Genomic DNA, 19262 nt, shown 5'->3' on the forward strand with positions numbered 1-19262 from the left:
AGCCCTCCGCTTCATTCGTAAAAAACTGTCTGACAGGCCGGTGTCGGGCTGAATGCATTAACTGCATTGTACCGTTGCGGGGGCAGCGGTGGATTAGAACCACACTTCCCGTTTACCTTACCCAAATACACATCGGTGTGTACCGGTAAGCACCTGAAACAGCGGGCGCAACCTTACAAACAGGAGAAGCTAAAGTCAATGTGAACAGGCGGTTTGCTACTAAATTTACGGCCTTTCCATGATCCCGCTCACCCTGGCGACAACTTGTGCCAGGCGAGGTCTTTGCGAAACAGTGACCATACCAAACCGCAGAGCGTCTTTCTCATCGGTAAGACGGGGATAAACCCCCTCTGCACAGAATGCTGCAAACAGGTCCGGAGCGCGGGGATGTGGCATGGTGCAAAAGAGCGGCGTGCCCATACATTTAACGCCGAAGTGCGTTGTCAGTAGTTTACCAAGCCACATTGCAGACTCGTTGAGCTGCCGGCGCTGAGCAGATTGCCATGATACATCGTTAAATGCTGACTCCAGCACATGCAATGCCGGCCCGTTAATCTGCCAGGGGCCCAGTACCGCTGAGCAACGCTCCCGCCATTGACGGGATGCAAACAAAAAGCCGGCGCGGATGCCGGCAAGACCAAAGAACTTCCCTGCCGAGCGCAATACCATTAAGTTTTCCCCGTGCAGAGACTCCAACATGGAATGTTCCGGTGTGCAGTCCATAAACGCCTCGTCAATGATGAGGAGGCCGTTCAGCGCATGCAGTTGTTCCTGAACGGTAGCGAGTGTGGCTCTCTCTTCAAGTATGCCTGTCGGGTTGTTCGGGTTTATCACTACAACAATATCGCCGCTTTTAAGTGCGGTCAGATGAGGGAGATGCCGGTACCGGTAAACCGGTACGCCGATGTCTGCCCAGGCTTTTTCATGTTCCTTGTAACCGGGGTGCGGCACCCATACACGGGGTGGTTTGCGACCGGCGCGGCTGACTATGGCAGGTAAGTGCTGAATAACGCTCTGTGACCCAGCAACCGGCAAAAGGCTTTCACAGCCATAATAGTCTGAGGCTGCCTTAAGAAACGAAGGGGTAATTTCGGGCAGACGGTGCCAGGCTGAAGACGGTAAATCCGGTAGCGGATAACTTTCCGGCGCAATACCAGTGGATATGTCCAGCCAGTCTGCAACCGGCCGGTTATATTGCTGTGCGATTGTATGCAGGCGGCCACCATGCTCAAGCGGTGACGGAGAAGATAATGGAGTTAAAGGTGATGACGTCAAAATGAAAGTGCCCCGGCAGCGAATATGGCGGAAAAGAGAGATGCTACGACACAGAATATCTCCGCAGCTTTACTTACCAGAGTGAGACTTTGCCGGATATGCTCCGGCTCTGGTTTGCTTCCCCTGCCCAGCAGCGGTACCGGCACAGATACGCCGTGATAAACCGGCGTCCCGCCACCTATGGTCACGCCCAGCGTATTTGCGCCGGCAGCCATAACCAGCCCGCCATTGGCGCTTTTATAGGTCGCTGATTGTTTCCGGCTCTTAGCCAGGTTGGTAAACAAATGTCCCGGATGTTTTTGTAATAAGTAGCCTGTGGCAGTAAGCCAGGCGCCGGGCAATGCCATCAGATCGTCAGCTTTAGCAGCTGCCCGGCCGAAGTAAAAGTAACGGGCATTTTTGTAGCCCCACATGGCATCCAGCGTGTTCACCAGCCGGTGGAGCAGGGCGAATGCAGGTCCTCCGGCTGCGAAATAAAACAACCCGGAGATAACAGCGTCATTCCCGTTCTCCAGCACGGATTCAACCGTGGCGCTGGCCATCTCGTCTTTGCTCAGGCTGGTTGTATCCCTTGAAACCATATAACCGGTAAAGTGTCTGGCGGTGGTGAGATCGTCTCTGCTCAGCGGCCCGGCAATCTGTAGCGCATGAACACGCAAGCTCTGCAGGCCGGTACATAAATAAAGCGTGAGTGCGCTGAACGCAATGTACAGCCAGCCGTTCAACGTCCATTGTAAATAAAGTACCAGGCAAAAGGCCGGCGCGGTAAGTAATACTAACGCCAGCGAACCGGTGACGACACTGAGTGATGACGCCGGGGCACGGTTAAGAAGATGCTCAACCTTGCCGGCAAGGGTTCCGAAGCCAACCAGCGGGTGACAGCGTGCTGGTTCGCCCAATACTCTGTCAAGGAGCAGGGCCAGCCACAACACCAGCGGGATGACTACCCATTCATTCATCAGAGGCGTAAAACTGACGAGCTTTGTCTATGCCTTCACACATACTTTCCACTTCCCCGAGCATGCGGGTGGTCATGCGGTGAACTTTGTCTGCATCCGGTGTGAGAATGAATGCATTTTCTACGGAGGGAATGCCGGGCCACTTTTGCCAGTCCATTTTGTCCGGCTGTCCCCGTCCGTGGGTTGAAGGCTGAATAATGACCTGTGGTCTGGCTGACAACACCTGCTCGAGGCTGACCTGAGGATAATCGTCATCGATACTGGCAAAGATATTGTCTCCGCCACATACCGCGATTTGTTGCTGCAACCAGGCTTCGCCGGCTACTGTGCGAAGGGGCCGGGCCCACAGTTCATAAAATACGCTCACCGGCGCGGCAGATTTATACGTGTTTTTTAACTTCTCAAGACGCATAAGATAGTCATCTGCAATGCGGTTGGCGGTGGAGTCCCGGCCTGTGATTTGCCCTAACAAGCGGATCTCTTCTGCCACGTCTTCCAGTTTGCCCGGTTGGGTGTACACCACATTAATGTTGTATTTCTCCAGCCGCAGTAAATCTTCAGCGGGGTTACCGGTTCGCCAGGCAACCACAACATCCGGTCGTAACTGGAGAATTTTTTCAATCTGTAAGCGGGCGTAGTTGCCAATTCTCGGAATGGATGAGGCAGCCTGCGGGTAATCGGAATGGTCGGTGGTGGCAATGATTTGATCGCCGGCACCGATTTCATACATTGACTCAACCAGATGCGGCGCCAGGACGATTAACCTGAGTTGTTGTTTCTGTATATCGTCAGCACGGACGGCGACAGACAGAAATAAACAGAGAAAAGGCAGCAGAAAGCGCAATCTCATCACCAGTCGATTCCTTTTTGCGCTTTAATGCCGGCGTCGAAGGCATGTTTGCGGGATTGCACTTCACTGACGGTATCTGCGATATCGATAACTGCGCGGTGGCAGGCACGTCCGGTCACGACCACGCTCTGGTTCACAGGGCGGTTTTGCAGGGTCTCAATAACGTCATCGAGGTCAAGATACTTGTAGGTCAGCATGTAAGTGATTTCATCCAGCAGGACCACATCAATGGACGGATCGTTGAGCCAGATCTTCGCCTGCTCCCAGGCTTTGGTGGCGGCTTTAATATCAGTGTCTTTGTCCTGAGTTTCCCAGGTGAAGCCGGTTCCCATCACGTGGAAGGGTACACCAACCTGTTGCAGCAAATCCCGTTCGCCGCAAGGCCAGGTGCCTTTGACAAACTGTACCACGGCGGCTTTCAGACCGTGACCTGCTGCCCGCGCGACAGTGCCGAAACCTGACGTTGACTTGCCCTTACCGTTTCCGGTGATCACAATCAATATGCCCCGTTCTTCCGTGGCCTGTGCAATGCGCTCGTCTACTTTCTCTTTTTGCGCCTGCATGCGCTTTTTATGTTTATCCTGTTCACTCATTTTTTGTACCTTTTACGTTTTCAGGGCTGTGCCTGTCACTGATCTTATGACCGCCACGCACTATGCGTGGTTACCGGCTGACAATGGATTACGTTAAATTCAGGATTGCGTTAAGTTGCGTCCAGTCCAGATATTCGTCACACATACTGGCAAGCCGCGCGATTTCCCGCTCCTGTTGAACCTCGTAAGGCACGGCTAAATCTGTTTTTAACCCTGCCCAGTCAATAATGTGCTGTAACGCTTCCGGCGAATCAAAAATTCCGTGTAAGTAAGTACCTGCTACCTGATTATCTTTGCTTATACAGCCATCTTGTCCGCCATTTTTTAGTATGGCAAAGGGCGACAGCCCCGGGGAAACGGTGCTTCTTCCTGCATGGATTTGATAGCCGCTGACAGGAATACTGTCCGCCTGATGCAAACAGAGCTGACCTTCGTCACGGGTCAGTTGTTTTTCTTTTTCGAGACAGGTGGAGACAGGCAGATATCCCAGTCCCTGACTGCTGCCGGCTTTATCTTCTATTCCGTCCGGGTCGTGAATGTCTGTACCCAGCATTTGATAGCCGCCACAAATTCCCAGTACTTTTCCCCCGTAGCGCAGATGCCGGTTAATATCGTTGTGCCAGCCGCACTGGTGTAACAGTGCCAGATCGCCGCGAACATTTTTGCTGCCCGGTAAAATGATGAGATCAGCGGAAGGTAAGGGACTGTGCTGCGGCACAAACTGCAGATTGATTTGCGGATGGGTGCGCAACATATCGAAATCTGTGTGGTTGCTGATGCGGCTGAAAACCGGCACAACCACGTTCAGAATCGCCTGTTCAGGGTTTGTATACTGAGAGGCCTGAATCGCATCTTCAGCGGCCAGTTGCAGGTTGTGCAGGTAAGGCAGTACTCCTAAAACCGGTTTACCGGTCTCCTTCTCAAGCCATGCCAGTCCGGATTCCAGCAGACTGATATCGCCGCGAAATTTGTTGATCACCATGCCGCATATTCTTTCACGCTCACTGTCAGAGAGCAGCGCAAGGGTGCCCACCAGTTGGGCAAACACACCACCCCGGTCAATATCGGCAACCAGAATAACCGGACAGTCCGCAACCTCGGCAAAGCCCATATTCGCAATGTCACGATCGCGCAGGTTAATCTCTGCCGGACTGCCTGCACCTTCAACAATTACCCGTTCATACTTAGCGGTGAGTCTGCGGTGCGATGCCATGACAGCTTCCATGGCGATGGTTTTGTACTGGTGATAGGGCGCAGCCTGCATGTTGCCAATGGCCTTACCATGCACAATTACCTGTGCGCCTGTGTCGGAAGATGGCTTCAGCAGAATCGGGTTCATATCAGTGTGCGGTGCAATGCCTGCAGCCTGTGCCTGCACTGCCTGCGCACGGCCAATTTCACCACCTTCTGCTGTTACCGCACTGTTTAAGGCCATGTTTTGCGGCTTGAAAGGGGCTACGGTGTATTGTCTGTTCTTCAGACAACGGCACAGGGCGGCAACCAGCATACTTTTTCCGGCATCGGAAGATGTGCCCTGAACCATTAACGTGGTATGACTTTTATATCCCATTTATCAGTCTGCTCCGTTTACAGCCGGTGGCGGTACGCCAATGAACTGAATGGCAGGCAGGGCATCAGCATAATCGCCAATGGTTATCCGGGTCAGACTGCCGTAGCCGATAGTCAGGTGTTGATATACGCTGGCCTGTTGCCAGTCGATATTCAGTAACCGGGCGATGATCTGGCGAATCACACCGCCATGGGTGACAACCAGACAATGTTGCCCTTTTACATCGTGCAGCAGGGTATGCCAGGCGTCCATCACACGCTGATGGAATTCTGCAAGGGGTTCTCCTCCCGGCAGCGGACAGGCAACCGGTTGTTGCCAGAATGCTTCCATCGCCGGCCACTTATCTCCTGCGTCATCCAAGGGCAGGCCGTCCACCTCACCAAACCGGCATTCTGCGATGCCGGACATCAAAGACAGCGGGGCTGTCAGGGCTTCACTTAATGCCACTGCACCTTTGCGGCAGCGCTGCAAAGGAGAGGAAATGAGCCGCTCTGCGCCGTTGACATGAGGCACTTGAGACATCATCTGCTGTAAACCGTTGTCACTGAGAGGCACATCGGTTTCGCCGTAAAGTGCCGGTTTCCCTGCTACTTCGCCGTGTCTGAGTAAGTCGATTGTGGTGATCACTGTCCGGTTCCTTTTTTCAGTGACATGGGCAGGCCGGCAGCCACAAAAGTCACATTGTCAGCCGCTGCAGCCACCGCCTGATTCAGCCAGCCGGCAAGATCGACAAACTTGCGGCTGACAGCATCAGCAGGAATGACGCCAAGACCCACTTCATTCGCCACCACGAAGGTAGGGCCGGTACGGGTACTGAGTACATCTGTAAGTGCGCTGAACAGTGCCGTAAAATCCTGATCCGGATAATGATACAACTGGTTATTGAGCCACAGTGTCAGGCAATCGGTAAGCACGATATCGTCTGCAGGCAGTGCAGACAGCGCCTCAGCCAGCAACAGCGGCGCTTCAACAGTTTGCCAGTGTGACGGACGGTCCTGGCGGTGGCGCGCAATACGTAACTGCATTTCTTCATCAAGGGGCGTCGCTGTGGCGATATAGTGAACGTGTTGCACACTCTGTAGTGCGGCTTGTTCTGTAAGAGTCTGTGCGTAGCGGGATTTGCCTGAACGGGCACCGCCGGTAATAAAATGGATCACAGGTTACCTCCGGCTACGGCTGCGAAGAACAGATAAATCAGCAACTCCTGGCATTGTTGCGCTGCGCCGAGGGTATCACCGGTAAAGCCCTGAATGTGTTTTTGCATACGATTTTTCAGCACACTGCGCATCAGCAGGCAGGCCGCAATCAATAGCAGACTGTGTGCTAACGGAATAAACAGCAACATCAGACCGCCGGTAATAAACAGAAATGCCATTGAAGCTGTGTTGTAAGGAACAGCAAACGGCATGCTCTTACTGGCTTTACCGCTGAGATCGCCGGTGGCATAGGGAAGATGCTGCACGTGGCTTAGCGCGAATGCGCGGGAAAGCGGACAGGCGGTCAGTAATGCCGGGAGCAGCGCATCCTGTGCAGCCAGTACCGACAGCAGTAACCATTTGCCCACCAGTGCGCCGGTGAGTGCGCATACACCGTAGGTACCCAGCAGGCTGTCTTTCATGATTGTCAGTTTGTGTGCTCTGTCGCGGCCGCCGCCGAAGGCATCGGCCGTATCGGCAAGACCGTCTTCATGAAAGGCACCGGTGAGCATAAGGCTGAGTGCAATCATCAGAAAAACACTGATTTCAGGGGCAAAGACTAACGACAGCACACTGTAAAAAGCATAGAGAATAAGGGCGACAAGCCAGCCGGTAAGCGCAAAGTATTTACCTGCATCGTGCATGGCTTCATCGCTGTAGGCTACATATTTGCCCACAGGGATACGGGTGAAAAAACTTAACGCCAGCAGAAAGCTGGCAGTATGCCGGTTAAACCCGGAAATACGATGACTCATTTACAGCACCACTTTCGCACTTTCAAAAGAGGCCATGTCGTTATAGAAGGACGCAGCAGCTTTTAACAGTGGTAATGACAACGCCGCGCCGGTGCCTTCACCCAGCCTCAGGCCTAAATCCAGCAAGGGCGTGGCATTCAGTTGCTCCAGCACAAACTTATGCCCCCGTTCCGCTGAGCAGTGACAAAACACCATGTAATCCCGCACTTCGGGGGCAATTTTTGTCGCCAGCAACGCCGCAGCAGAGACAATAAATCCGTCTACCAGAATGAGCTTGCCCGCCTGTGCGGTTGCCAGCATTGCGCCTGCTATCTGCCCGATTTCAAAGCCGCCGGTGTGAACCAGTGCCTGTTCAGGACTGACAGGTAATTTCCCGCAGGCAGTTTCAGTTCTGGCCATTGCCTGTTCCAGTAAGTTTTGTTTCACCGTTAACTGTGCGTCGTTAATGCCGGTGCCTTTGCCGGTCAGATTTTTAACCGGTTCGCCGGTGAGCGCGCTGATCAGAGCGGATGCCACACTGGTGTTGCCAATGCCCATTTCGCCAAAGCCCACCACATTGCAGCCTTTACCGGTAATGCATTTAGCCACGTCAGCACCATGCAGGATGGCCAGTTCGGCCTCCATGTCAGACATGGCGGGTTGACGGGAGATGTCATGACTACCGGAAGCAACCCGTTTAACGATGTAATCTTCATGGGATACCGGCAGTGCTTTAATCATCCCGCAATCTATGACTTTCAGAGCCAGCCCGTTGGTGGCACAAAAGGCATTGATGGCTGCGCCACCATTGAGGAAATTCAGCACCATCTGCTGAGTCACAGTCTGCGGGGCAATACTGATATTATGGGCAGCAATACCGTGGTCGGCAGCGAACACCAGCATGGCCGGTTGAGTAATGTAGACAGGTTGAATCGTTCCCTGCCATTGCATCAGCGCCAGTTGCAACGCCAGTGACTCAAGTTGGCCCAGTGCTCCCGGCGGCTTAGTTTTGCCATCTATATGCCCGCGGATCAATGGCTCCGGTTCGCGGTTTAATGGCGGGACTGACCAGAATGTACTTTCAAATATCGACATAAATTATGACTTGTCCTCAGGTCTGACGCTGTCGCATGACCAGCAGAAAGAAAACACTGCCGATGGCCGACGTGATAATACCGATGGGTATTTCCCTTCCGGTAAAGGCTGTGCGGGCGAATACATCTACCCACACCATGAAAAATCCGCCGAGCAGTGCACAACCAATGAACAGGGTGCGGCTGGTGACGCCCAGCCAGTGCCTGACAATATGCGGGATCATCAGCCCCACAAAACCAATGCCACCGCAGTAGGAAACAATGGCAGCTGTCAGAGCGGCGCACAGCAGTAAACATAAAACGCGCATCCTGGTGACGTTCACGCCCAGTGTGCGGGCGCTTTCATCGCCCAGCAACAATGCATCAATCTGCGGTCCGTACAGGTACAGCACGCCGGTACTTGCTGCCACAATCAACAGCATGGCCCAGGCATACCAGCCTTCCACCCGCGCCAGCGAACCCATGAGCCAGAACACCACCTGGTTGGCAGCGAAAGGGTCACCGACAAACAGTAAAAACTGGCTGAGTGCACTGAGCATGAAAGACACGGCAACACCTGCCAGTAACATGTGTTCTATGCGTCTGCCGAAAGTAGTGTGTGACAACACCTGCACCAGCAGTACAGCCAATACCGCTCCGGCTAATGCAGATGCGGGCAGGGCGATGCTGTACATTTGTGCCGGAAAACCGGCTTCGCTGCCGGCAGGGCTGTTAAACAGCAGGGCGGCAACGGTTGCACCGAGTCCTGCGCCTGCAACAACACCGAAAAGATAAGGATCGGCCAGGCCGTTCCGGGTGACATTCTGCAGTGTTGCGCCGGCTACAGACAAACCTGCACCAACAAGAAAGCCGGTGAGTACGCGGGGAGCACGAATTTCCATAAAAATCGCCTGATCAACCGGATCGGCACATTGTGCGAATACGCACTGAAAAATCGTATCTGCGGATAATGATGCTGCACCAAAAAAAAGTGACAGAACAGGGGCTGAAAGTGCCAGTAATACCAGCAGGATCCATTTAAACTTCATGGGATTGTCCTGAGTGCTGTTGCCATTGATGCTCAGTATTTTGTGGCATGAACTCTACGCGGGCAGAGCCGGGTGAATGGCCTCTATGGACGGTACAGGGGATCCTGAACGTGTCACTCAGCCGTTCTGCTTCCAGGACCTGTTCCGGTGTGCCGGTGGCAATGGCTTTACCGTTGTTGAGCAAAACAACGTGATCGCAGTAGGCGGCAGCCAGATTTAAATCATGCAAACTGACAATTACGGTTTTCCCGTGTTGCTGACAAAGACTGTGCAGCAAATGCAGAACCTGGTGCTGGTAATACACGTCAAGGTGATTAACCGGTTCATCCAGCACTAATAGTGATGCGCCCTGTACCAGAGCTCTGGCGATAAGACATCGTTGTTGTTCACCCCCGGACAACTCACTGAAAAACTGGTCCCGTTTGTCGCTCAGGCCTACATCGTTCAGCGCGCAGTCCACCACCTGCATGTCTGCTTTGGTGTAACGTGATAGCAGGTTTTTATGAGGCAGAAGACCCATGGTCACCACCTGGCGGCTGGTCAGGGCAAATACAGTATCGTTAACCTGATTGACCACGGCGATTTGTCTGGCCAGTGCCTGAGGAGAAAGGGTATTAAGGTGCTGGCCCTGCCATATAACTTTGCCTTCACTTTGCCGCTGGCCGGTGAGGATTTTCAGTAAACTGGTTTTGCCCGCCCCGTTGGGGCCCAGAACACCATGAAACTGACCGCCGCAAAAGGAAAGAGTCATATCATCAAGAATGACTTTGTCACCGGCTTGTAACCGGATGGCTTCAGTTTGTAAAGCCGTGGTTGTGGTCATGGTGTTCTGCCGCGTCAATCCGGGCGCAGGAGAAAACACCGGTCAGAACCGGTACAGGCAAGGTCTCCTGCCAGAAGATGTGGCAGGGACAGTGTCACTGTCTTCGTGTTTTCCCGCACGAGTTAAGTATTTAAATGGTTATATTTGCACCATGATGTCTGTCAAAAGGCGCAAGGCCGGAGTTTGGTATCTGACTTTGCTGACAGGCAGCATTACAGTTGCGGGTACAGTTCCGGATTTTCACCGGATTCCCAATCAGGCTGCTCATTATCTGATGAGTACAGCACCTCCGGAACGTGTGCCGGAGTCTAGCAAGTTTTCTGCTGGCTGACGAGTTCGCTGATACATATATCAACGATTTACCTGGCCGTTGATGCCACAATACTTTAGGTGAGAAAACGTATGACAGAAGAAACGCCTGTATATGACCTGTTTCAATAAAATCGCATTTGTAGGATGCAGATTACTTATTCTGCTGATATATTTTCATTAACACGCTTTAATGATGGCCTGGTCGTTCCACTGCGAAGGATTGCCGGATTTCCACATACCTCTCGGCTACTCTATGCTTTCAGGCGGGTGGCTTACAGACAATAAAAAGGTAGGTATATGTCAACACAAAACGCGCTTCTCACGATTCTTGTTGAAAAGATTAATAACGATACACTGGTACTGCCCACTTTACCGGCCATTGCGCTGAAAGTCCGTAAGGCAGCAGATGATCCTAACGTGAATCTGAATGCCATGGGAGACGTTATCGGCAAAGATCCTTCTTTAAGTATGCGGATGATTAAGATAGCTAACAGTGCATACCTGGGTCGTACAGTTAAAGTCACATCCATCGGTCAGGCAGTAACCCGTATCGGCCTGCGCCAGATTAAAAATATTTCCACTGCGCTGGCAATGGAACAGTTGTTCGTGTCTAAGAATGATGTCGTTGCCAAACACCTGAAAAAAGAATGGGCTTCAACGGTTAATGTAGTGGCCTATTCTATGGCTACGCTGCAGCTTTACATCAACCGCACGAAGAACCGTGAGCTGAGCCTGGACACCATGACCCTCGCTGCACTGGTTCACAACATTGGCGTACTGCCTATTCTCACAGAAGCTGAACGCCACGAAGAGGTGTTTGCGAACCCGACCTTCCTGAATGTTGCTATTGATAAGTTGTCCGGCCGGATTGGCGGCAGCATCATGCGAGCCTGGGATTTCAGTGATGATTTCACTATGGTAGCCGAGCAATGGCGGGATCTGTCAGTCATACCGGAGAAGCTGTCTTATCTGGATTTTGTCCGTGTCGGTGCTGCGCTGGCGGGTAAAATGGAAGGTCAGAAAGATGCCGTTCTGAATCTGGCAATTCAGCGTGGCGTAATTGAAGACATTAAAGAACTGACCACTGACGAATATAAAGAAATGTGTGTTAACGCCAAGCAAGTCTTCGCCTGAGCTTAACTGTAATATCTGACCGGCAGCGCTGTTGCCGGTCTGAATCTTCCGCCATCCCCTGATAGCATCCACGTCCATTCTCACTTTATTCTGTTCATAATCCTGTTCATTCGCTTACGGGTATTCCTTTTATCCCGGACAAAGTCGTTTTCAGGTGAACGATGAATTCGTTTGTGCGCTATAGCGCACGGTGGTAAACTTTGTTTCCTTTATTGTGCGCTATAGCGCACATTTAAATTGACGGAGAATATCGTGTCCACATCATCACTTCCCAAGCTGAGCCATATAACTGCCGGACTCACCGCTGTTATTGTGGGGTACAGTAGTGCAGTGGTGCTGGTAATAAAGGCTGCTCAGGCTTCCGGAGCAGATGCGGGCATGATTGTCAGTTGGTTGCTGATGCTCGGGTTGGGTATGGGCATCACCTGTATCGGCTTTTCCTGGTTTTATAAGGTGCCGGTGGTTACGGCATGGTCCACGCCGGGCGCTGCTTTTCTCATTGGTGCTGCAGGCGGATTTTCGCTGGCAGAAGTCATCGGGGCTTTTGTCATCGCGGCATTGCTGGCACTTATCGCCGCCCGGAGCCGCTTTATTACTAAGCAAATTGAGCGCATCCCGTCTGCGGTGTCTTCGGCCATGCTGGCGGGCATTCTACTGCCGGTATGTCTGGGCATATTTTCTGACGCGCCGGAGCATCCGCTTCTGGTGGTTATATTTATCAGTGTGTATTTGCTGGGTACGGTGTGGTTTCCCCGCTATAGCATGCTGATATTGCTCGCCGTGGCACTGGTTGCTGGTATGTGGATGGCCGGAGAGCCTGCAATGGCGTTTGAGTGGGCCTGGCCGGTGCCTGTATGGGTAGCCCCGGCATTTACCCTTTCAGCGACTGTGAGTCTGGCTGTTCCGTTATTTCTCATCACGCTGCTATCGCAGAATTTACCCGGCATCGCTATTTTAAAAAGTTATGACTACCACCCGGATGTGAGACAGGTTCTGTCAGGGGTGTATGTGGTCAATCTGATCATTGCACCTTTCGGGGGTTTTGCACTGAATCTGGCAGCCATTACTGCGGCGATTTGTATGGGGGAGTACGCGGGAACAGACCGGCAGCAACGTTATAAGGCCGGAATCATGGCCGGTGCAGGTTATATACTCTTTGGTGTACTGGCTTCGCTGGTGGTGTATTTGTTCAGCCAGATGCCGCTGGTGGTTGTACATCTGCTTGCCGGACTGGCTTTATTCAGCACATTACAGGCATCATTGATCAAGGCGCTTGAGGATCAGGCTCATCGTAAAGCGGCTTTGTTGACTTTTCTTTGCTGTGCATCCGGCATCACTGTGGCTCAGCTTGGGGCACCGGTATGGGGATTACTGGCTGGTTTATGCGTGCTGGGGCTGGATAAACTGCAGGCCCGCATTAAATCAAAGCGGGCCTGAGCTGGGTAAGCTTAACGTTATTCGTCGTTGAGCTTCAACGTGGTGCGCATGAAATCGAGGAACTGACACAGTTCGGCTGACATCAGTGCAAACTCTGCATCCATACGGGCTTCAACCTGATCTTTAGGAATATCTTCAGATTCTTCTTTTAAACGGTCAGTAAATTTCACCCGTTTAAATGAACCGTCTTCCGCAATGGTCGCTGTGAGTACTTCCTGCCAGGCGAAGCCGACTTTCTGAACCAGCTTGCCGTTGTCCAGGTGCATAGTGATTTCTTCGCTGTCCAGAGGCTGGTTTTTACAACGGATCACACTTTCCAGATCGTCGGTCGACTTCAGCTCTGCTTCTTCAAGCAGTTCAATACCTTCCGGTGCGCCATCTGTCAGCCAGTGGGTCAGCTCTGATTGCAGGCTGCGGCGGGCCAGTGGTACGACAGGCAGTGACGAAATAGCTTTACGGACCAGAGCCAGCCAGGCTTCTGCTTTACCGTCTGCAGACGCATCTATTACGACCATTTTTTCAGGAATAGAAATGAAGCCGTGGGTGTACGTGTTACGCACGAATGCCTGAGGCAGCAGTTGGAAAATGATTTCCTGCTTCAGATCCTGCTGTTGTTTTTTGCCCACCGGTGAACCGGTTTCCGCTTCGATGTGTGCGACCTTGTCAGCCAGTTCAGCATTGACCACTGAAGAGGGCAGAATTTTTTCCTGTTTTTTTACCGTGATCCAGTAGCGTTCCTGCACTTTGTGGAACATCACGCCTTCTTTTCCGGCCTGAGAGAAAGGCGAAGCAAAGCCCATAGTGGCGGTGTCTTGTTTACCACAGGGACGGAAAGCGTTATCCATCAGCATACGGCTGAGATCATCATCGTCCAGAGAAAGTGGTTGAGTAAGCTGATAGGCTTTGAGGTTTTTGAACCACATAGAAATACGTCCTGATCCAGATTGTTTTTATTAAAGGCGGCAAGCGTACCAATGCCAGCGTTTTGCTGCAACGCCGGGCTGTGGTTTTTAGTAAAGATCAGGCGTGTTTATCAGGGAAGCGGATAACGTAGCGGAGGCCTTTTTCCGGTTCGCTGAAGGCTTCAATTGAACCGTCCAGCGTCTGGGTAACCAGGTTAAACACAATATGCGTGCCCAGGCCACTGCCACCCTGGTTTCGCCGGGTTGTGTAGAAGGCGTCAAATAAATGAGATAAAGCCTCTTTACTCATTCCTTTACCATCATCCTGATATTCCATCACGATATGACCGTCTTCACGGGACACGACCAGCGAGATGTGTCCTTCTTGTATGTGTTCAAAGCCGTGCATCAAAGAGTTTATCATCATATTGGTGACAATCTGGGCAATGACGCCGGGCGCGCAGAGTATCTCAAGATCAGCGGGACACTGAATATTGACCTGATGTCTGGTATTCTTAAAAGTGGGCTTCAGCGACTGTAAAATTTCATGCAGGTAGCTGTTAAGATTAAAAAGACGCTCTGCTTCGCTGGTCTGATCTACCGCGACCTGTTTAAAACTGGCAATCAGATCAGATGCCCGGTTCAGGTTGCTCAGTAACAGAGTGGAGGCCTGTTCGGCTTCGTCTATGAAAGTATTCATGGACTTGTTCGATAACGTTTTGTCATCGAAGGCGGCCCGTAACGATACCAGGCGTTCATTCAGGTAACTGGCAGCGGTAACACTCACGCCGATGGGAGTATTAACGTCATGGGCGATACCGGCCACCAGACCGCCCAGTGATGCCATGCGCTCAGATTCCACCAGCTGATCTTTGATCAGGTTGAGCATTTCCATATTTCTTGCCAGTTCGGTATTTCGCTTCCGCAATTCATCTTCAATGTACTGACGGTTTTCGTTTTCCTGACGCAGTTCCCGCTGATTAGCGATGAGCTCATCTTTTTGTTGTTCAAGATCAAGCATAATTTGTGATAAGGATGCGGTTTTCTTGGCAACTTCCTGCTCAAGGATCAGGTTCTGATCATCCAGTTTTTTATTCGCCTGTCGCAGGGCTTCCCGGGTACCTTTCAGCTTTTCCTGGGAAACGACGAAGTCGTCGATAACCTGATTAAAAGACTGTTGCAGCATGCGTAATTCGTTGTCTTCGCCGTCTGTCACCTGAATTTTAGAATCTTCCGGATGTTCAGGATCGAAGGTCGTCATTTGCCCGGTCAGTTCTGCCAGCGGCTCAGAGAGCATGTGTTTAAATGCCGTCATGAACAGAAAAATCAGAAAAGCGGTTTTTACAATGGCATTACCGATAAGAAAGAAAATACCGACTTCGATGCGGCTTAAAATGATGTCGAAACTGGAATAGAGGGTTACATCACCGACGAAAGACTCCCGTCCGGAAAACTCAAAAATGAGCGGGAAGCTGTAGCTGAAAATACCGCCGGGGTGGTCCTGCATAATACCTGTTTGCACAGGGCTGCCGTTGCTCGGGATGGTTTGACCTTCATCGGCCACCAGATCGCCGTTTTCATCCCGTACCTGTACGCCTTCAATGGTAGGGAGTTTAGTCAGGCCTTCTGCAATGATGCGGGCCTGAACCTTGTTCAGTTCCCAGTTGGCCCGTGTCAGGCTTTCTGCAAAGGTATTTTTGAGAGTACGGAGTTCACTTTCGATGTGATTTTTTGTACTCAGGTACTCAGTGAAAATTTGTCCCACTGTAACGATAAGTGTCAGGATGAAATACACCGACAGTACCCGCGTGAGCAGCTTGCGCGACAATCCTGTCTTAACTGTGGCCATCCAACCGTAACCTCACCGTGAAATCCTGATTCCTGCTACACAGAATAGGCGTAAAAGCTTGAATTAACAAGCGAGATGATATTCGACAAAAGCATAAAAAACCGTAATCTCCTTGACACATAAATGTAATCGTTTTAATAAAACTGTCACAGACCACCTTAATAATAGCGGCGTTTTGTTATGAGCAGGAAAATATCAATGTCCCGTACTGTCTTGATAGTGGAAGACGAAGCGCCAATTCGCGAAATGCTGAAATTCGTTCTTGAGCAATCAGGTTTTGATACCGTTGAGGCTGAAGATTTTGATGTGGCACAACAGAAAATCTGTGAACCATATCCGGATTTGATATTGCTTGACTGGATGTTACCGGGAGGTTCCGGTGTCCAGCTGGCTAAAGGATTGAAGCAACATGAGTTTACCCGTGATATTCCCGTTATTATGTTAACGGCACGGGGTGAAGAAGAAGATAAAATCCGCGGGTTAGATGCCGGTGCCGACGATTACGTCACCAAGCCATTCTCTCCCAAGGAACTAATCGCCCGTATCAAAGCGGTAATGCGACGTGTGACACCGACGTCCAGTGAAGAGCCTATTGAGTTTAATGGTCTGAAACTGGAGCCGGTTTCTCACCGTGTTATGGCTAATCATGATCCGTTGGATATGGGGCCTACAGAGTTTAAGTTACTCCACTTTTTCATGACTCACCCGGAGCGGGTGTACAGTCGTGAACTTTTGCTGGATAACGTGTGGGGCACGAACGTTTACGTTGAAGACCGTACCGTTGATGTGCACATCCGTCGTTTACGGAAAGCTATTTCTAAGCACGGACATGACGCGATGATTCAGACAGTACGTGGTGCAGGTTACCGGTTCTCTACCAAACTGTAATCTGACGGCGCACCGGCATACGTTGCGTGCGCCGCCCGACATTGTCACAATAGCCTTCACATTAAAATAAGGCCTTCAATTACATGTACTATCCTTTTTCCTGGCTGAGAAGCGCAATTCGCCTGCTGGCCTATTTGCTTGTCTTCGCGCTGGTGGGGTTGTACCTGGATGACATGTTATTCGCCATTACGCTGGGCGCGCTGGGGTTGCTGATAATCAACTACTGGCAGCTTTTTAAGCTCAACCGCTGGTTATGGCATAGCCGGAAAATGTCTCCGCCCACGGTCAGCGGGGTGTGGGAGCATATCTACGAAGGTATTTATTATCTCCAGCGGCGTAACCGCAATAAAAGGAAAGAACTCGGTGAGCTGGTAAAGCGTTTCCGTGAAGGGTCGGAAGCCTTACCTGATGCCGCAGTGGTGGTGGATTCCAAGGCCTGTATTATCTGGTGCAACCGGCTGGCAAGACTGGAAATGGGGCTTAAATGGCCCGGCGACGCCGGCGCACGTATTGATAACCTTATCCGCCATCCTGAATTTATAGAATATTTTCATGCCGGCGATTTCAGCCATCCTATCGAAGTACCGGCACCGGCAAACCCCAGTAAAACATTCGAATACCGGATCATGCCCTATGGGGAAGAGCACCTGTTGCTGATTGCCCGTGACGTGACCCGTGTTAGCCAGTTAGAAGAAATGCGTAAGGATTTCGTGGCAAACGTTTCACACGAATTACGCACGCCGCTCACCGTGATCTCCGGTTATCTGGAATTGTTACCGGATAATGAAGACAATCCCATGGTGACCAAAGCGCTCAAAGAAATGAACGCCCAGACTCACAGAATGCAAAACCTGATTGAGGATCTGCTGGTATTGTCACGCATTGAAGCCAGTTCGGAGCGTATCTACGAAAATAAAGTCAATATGCCTTCCATGTTCCGGCAACTGGAAAAAGAAGCGCAGACACTCAATGCGGAAAAAGGTCATACCATACGCTTCCATATCGACCCTGAACTTTGGGTTTTCGGGGTGGAAACAGAACTTCGCAGTGCCTGTTCTAATCTGGTGTTTAACGCTGTGCATTACACGCCGGCCGGGGGCGAAATTGATGTTTACTGGAAACGGGATGATCACGGCGCTTTATTTGCGGTGGTGGATAACGGTGACGGTATTGAGCAGAATCACCTTGCGCGGCTGACTGAGCGTTTTTATCGTGTGGATAAGGCGCGTTCCAGAAAAACAGGTGGTTCCGGTCTGGGCTTATCTATTGTGAAACACGTGCTCAGCCATCATAATTCGCAGCTGGATATCACCAGTACAGTAGGCGAGGGCAGTCAGTTTTCTTTCCTGCTGGACGAAGAGTTAATTACGGAGAAGTCATGAGCCGGTTTACGGCCTTAGTTCTGTTCCTTTGCTGTTCTGTTATCTTCCGGGCCCATGCTGCTGAGCCTGTGCCGGAATATACCCGCAGCCCGGGCGTGGCAGGGAAAATTACCTCCGTAGGGTCTGATACGCTGGCCAACCTGATGACCCTGTGGTCGCAGGAGTTCATGGAAATGTATCCGCAGGTGAAGTTTCAGATCCAGGCTTCCGGTTCTTCTACTGCACCGCCGGCGCTGACAGAGGGCACGGCGACGATCGGCCCCATGAGCCGTGAAATGAAACCTTCTGAAATCCGTGATTTTGTTCGTGAGCATGGTTATCCGCCAACGGTACTGAAGGTGGCCATGGATGCCATTGCCATTTTCGTCGAGCGTCGTAACCCGGTCGGGGGCCTGACACTGGAACAGGTTGACGCTATCTTTTCTGAAACCCGTTATTGCGGCGCAGGTTCACCGGTGACAGACTGGTCTGAACTTACCGGTAATTCATCAACCAGCCCTTCTCCAATTCGCCTGTTCGGGCGAAATTCAGTTTCCGGTACTTACGGCTTGTTTAAACTCATGGCATTATGTGACGGAGATTTCAGGACGACAGTGAATGAACAGCCCGGTTCTGCTTCCGTGGTACTGTCGGTTGCAACCAGTCAGCATGGAATGGGGTACGCGGCCTACGGTTACAAAACCGCCGGCGTAAAGGCGCTCTCAATTGGTGAAAGCGTGGATTCACTGGTGCCGCTGACTACAGAGACTGTTCGTAATGAAACCTACCCTTATGCCCGCTTTCTCTACCTGGTGGTGAATAAAGCACCGGGAAAACCTCTGCCCACACTGGAGCGTGAGTTTCTGAAGTATGTACTGTCAAAACAAGGGCAGGTGCAGGTTCAGCGTGACGGCTATTTTCCTGTCAGGGAAGATGTATTGCTTCGCCAGCGCCGTCTTCTGGACAACGTTCAGCGTTAAAAACGCCGTGATGGCTGTCATTTTTCCTTCATACTTTCGTTTAATTGTTACCGGCAAATTCGCCGGACTGCCGCTTTTTTAACGCTAAACCACAAATCCAGCCTTTATTTTCCCGTGTGACGGGAAATAATAAATTAAGCAAAATCATATACTAAGATTTTTAACCATCCTACAGGTCTGATTTAGATATTAAAAGTTCACTTTTCACTGTGAAAGTTTTGTGACAACGCAGAAGTGTAACAAATGTGTCATTTAGCTTAGGTAAAGTGCCTGCGTT

General features: G+C 51.3%; 18 protein-coding genes and 2 riboswitches. Of the genes, 5 read left to right on the top strand and 13 right to left on the bottom strand.

Annotation, left to right across the window (positions count from 1 at the left end):
- Positions 1-18: 18 nt before the first annotated feature.
- Positions 19-172, bottom strand: a riboswitch (cobalamin riboswitch).
- Positions 173-225: 53 nt separating this feature from the next.
- From cobD to ACXAG2_RS06595, 11 genes are all read right to left on the bottom strand, one after another.
- Complete coding sequence (gene cobD, locus ACXAG2_RS06545) at positions 226-1275, bottom strand: threonine-phosphate decarboxylase CobD (protein ID WP_474865312.1); 1050 nt, start codon at positions 1273-1275, stop codon at positions 226-228.
- Entirely contained in the window at positions 1272-2234 is a 963-nt protein-coding gene (locus ACXAG2_RS06550) for a cobalamin biosynthesis protein CobD/CbiB (protein WP_474865315.1), read from the bottom strand. Before ACXAG2_RS06550 ends, cobD begins: the two co-directional genes overlap by 4 nt.
- Complete coding sequence (locus ACXAG2_RS06555) at positions 2227-3084, bottom strand: cobalamin-binding protein (RefSeq protein ID WP_474844985.1); 858 nt, start codon at positions 3082-3084, stop codon at positions 2227-2229. The genes ACXAG2_RS06550 and ACXAG2_RS06555 overlap by 8 nt, the downstream gene beginning before the upstream one ends.
- Positions 3084-3677: a cob(I)yrinic acid a,c-diamide adenosyltransferase gene (gene cobO, locus ACXAG2_RS06560; RefSeq protein WP_474844983.1), complete on the bottom strand. Its 594-nt coding sequence runs from the start codon at positions 3675-3677 to the stop codon at positions 3084-3086. Before cobO ends, ACXAG2_RS06555 begins: the two co-directional genes overlap by 1 nt.
- An 88-nt stretch (positions 3678-3765) precedes the next feature.
- On the bottom strand, positions 3766-5247 hold the full coding sequence (locus ACXAG2_RS06565; protein WP_474865317.1) for a cobyric acid synthase: 1482 nt from the start codon (positions 5245-5247) through the stop codon (positions 3766-3768).
- A gap of 3 nt (positions 5248-5250) precedes the next feature.
- Positions 5251-5874 carry a histidine phosphatase family protein gene (locus tag ACXAG2_RS06570; protein ID WP_474865320.1) on the bottom strand — a complete coding sequence of 208 codons (624 nt, stop codon included), beginning with the start codon at positions 5872-5874 and terminating at the stop codon, positions 5251-5253.
- Entirely contained in the window at positions 5871-6404 is a 534-nt protein-coding gene (gene cobU / locus ACXAG2_RS06575) for a bifunctional adenosylcobinamide kinase/adenosylcobinamide-phosphate guanylyltransferase (RefSeq protein ID WP_474865322.1), read from the bottom strand. The genes ACXAG2_RS06570 and cobU overlap by 4 nt, the downstream gene beginning before the upstream one ends.
- Positions 6401-7198 (bottom strand): adenosylcobinamide-GDP ribazoletransferase, encoded by a 798-nt coding sequence (locus ACXAG2_RS06580; RefSeq protein WP_474865325.1) that lies wholly within the window; start codon positions 7196-7198, stop codon positions 6401-6403. The genes cobU and ACXAG2_RS06580 overlap by 4 nt, the downstream gene beginning before the upstream one ends.
- Complete coding sequence (cobT, locus tag ACXAG2_RS06585) at positions 7199-8272, bottom strand: nicotinate-nucleotide--dimethylbenzimidazole phosphoribosyltransferase (RefSeq protein WP_474865327.1); 1074 nt, start codon at positions 8270-8272, stop codon at positions 7199-7201. It abuts the gene before it with no gap.
- A gap of 16 nt (positions 8273-8288) precedes the next feature.
- A complete protein-coding gene (locus tag ACXAG2_RS06590; RefSeq protein WP_474865329.1) occupies positions 8289-9299 on the bottom strand; it encodes a FecCD family ABC transporter permease in 1011 nt (336 codons plus the stop codon).
- Positions 9289-10122 (bottom strand): ABC transporter ATP-binding protein, encoded by an 834-nt coding sequence (locus tag ACXAG2_RS06595; RefSeq protein WP_474865332.1) that lies wholly within the window; start codon positions 10120-10122, stop codon positions 9289-9291. Before ACXAG2_RS06595 ends, ACXAG2_RS06590 begins: the two co-directional genes overlap by 11 nt.
- Positions 10123-10286: 164 nt before the next feature.
- Positions 10287-10428: riboswitch (cobalamin riboswitch) on the bottom strand.
- Positions 10429-10731: 303 nt separating this feature from the next.
- Between ACXAG2_RS06595 and ACXAG2_RS06600 the strand changes: the two genes are divergently transcribed.
- Positions 10732-11568 (top strand): HDOD domain-containing protein, encoded by an 837-nt coding sequence (locus tag ACXAG2_RS06600; protein ID WP_474865334.1) that lies wholly within the window; start codon positions 10732-10734, stop codon positions 11566-11568.
- 252 nt (positions 11569-11820) lie between these two features.
- Positions 11821-13005, top strand: a complete 1185-nt coding sequence (locus ACXAG2_RS06605; RefSeq protein WP_474865337.1) for a benzoate/H(+) symporter BenE family transporter — start codon at positions 11821-11823, stop codon at positions 13003-13005.
- Positions 13006-13022: 17 nt separating this feature from the next.
- Here the strand turns inward: ACXAG2_RS06605 and rdgC are convergent, their stop codons facing one another.
- Both rdgC and ACXAG2_RS06615 read right to left on the bottom strand, forming a co-directional pair.
- On the bottom strand, positions 13023-13928 hold the full coding sequence (rdgC, locus tag ACXAG2_RS06610) for a recombination-associated protein RdgC (protein WP_119503293.1): 906 nt from the start codon (positions 13926-13928) through the stop codon (positions 13023-13025).
- Between the two features lie 97 nt (positions 13929-14025).
- A complete protein-coding gene (locus ACXAG2_RS06615; protein WP_474865339.1) occupies positions 14026-15756 on the bottom strand; it encodes a sensor histidine kinase in 1731 nt (576 codons plus the stop codon).
- A gap of 198 nt (positions 15757-15954) precedes the next feature.
- Between ACXAG2_RS06615 and phoB the strand changes: the two genes are divergently transcribed.
- The 3 genes from phoB (at position 15955) to ACXAG2_RS06630 (ending at position 18985) form a co-directional block, all read left to right on the top strand.
- Entirely contained in the window at positions 15955-16644 is a 690-nt protein-coding gene (gene phoB, locus ACXAG2_RS06620) for a phosphate regulon transcriptional regulator PhoB (protein ID WP_474865341.1), read from the top strand.
- Between the two features lie 83 nt (positions 16645-16727).
- On the top strand, positions 16728-18026 hold the full coding sequence (gene phoR / locus ACXAG2_RS06625; protein WP_119500124.1) for a phosphate regulon sensor histidine kinase PhoR: 1299 nt from the start codon (positions 16728-16730) through the stop codon (positions 18024-18026).
- Positions 18023-18985, top strand: coding sequence for a PstS family phosphate ABC transporter substrate-binding protein (locus ACXAG2_RS06630; protein WP_474865344.1), 963 nt, complete (start codon positions 18023-18025; stop codon positions 18983-18985). Before phoR ends, ACXAG2_RS06630 begins: the two co-directional genes overlap by 4 nt.
- The last annotated feature ends 277 nt before the right edge of the window (positions 18986-19262 follow it).

The sequence above is a fragment of the Alteromonas sp. ABH4_456 genome (assembly GCF_056160645.1).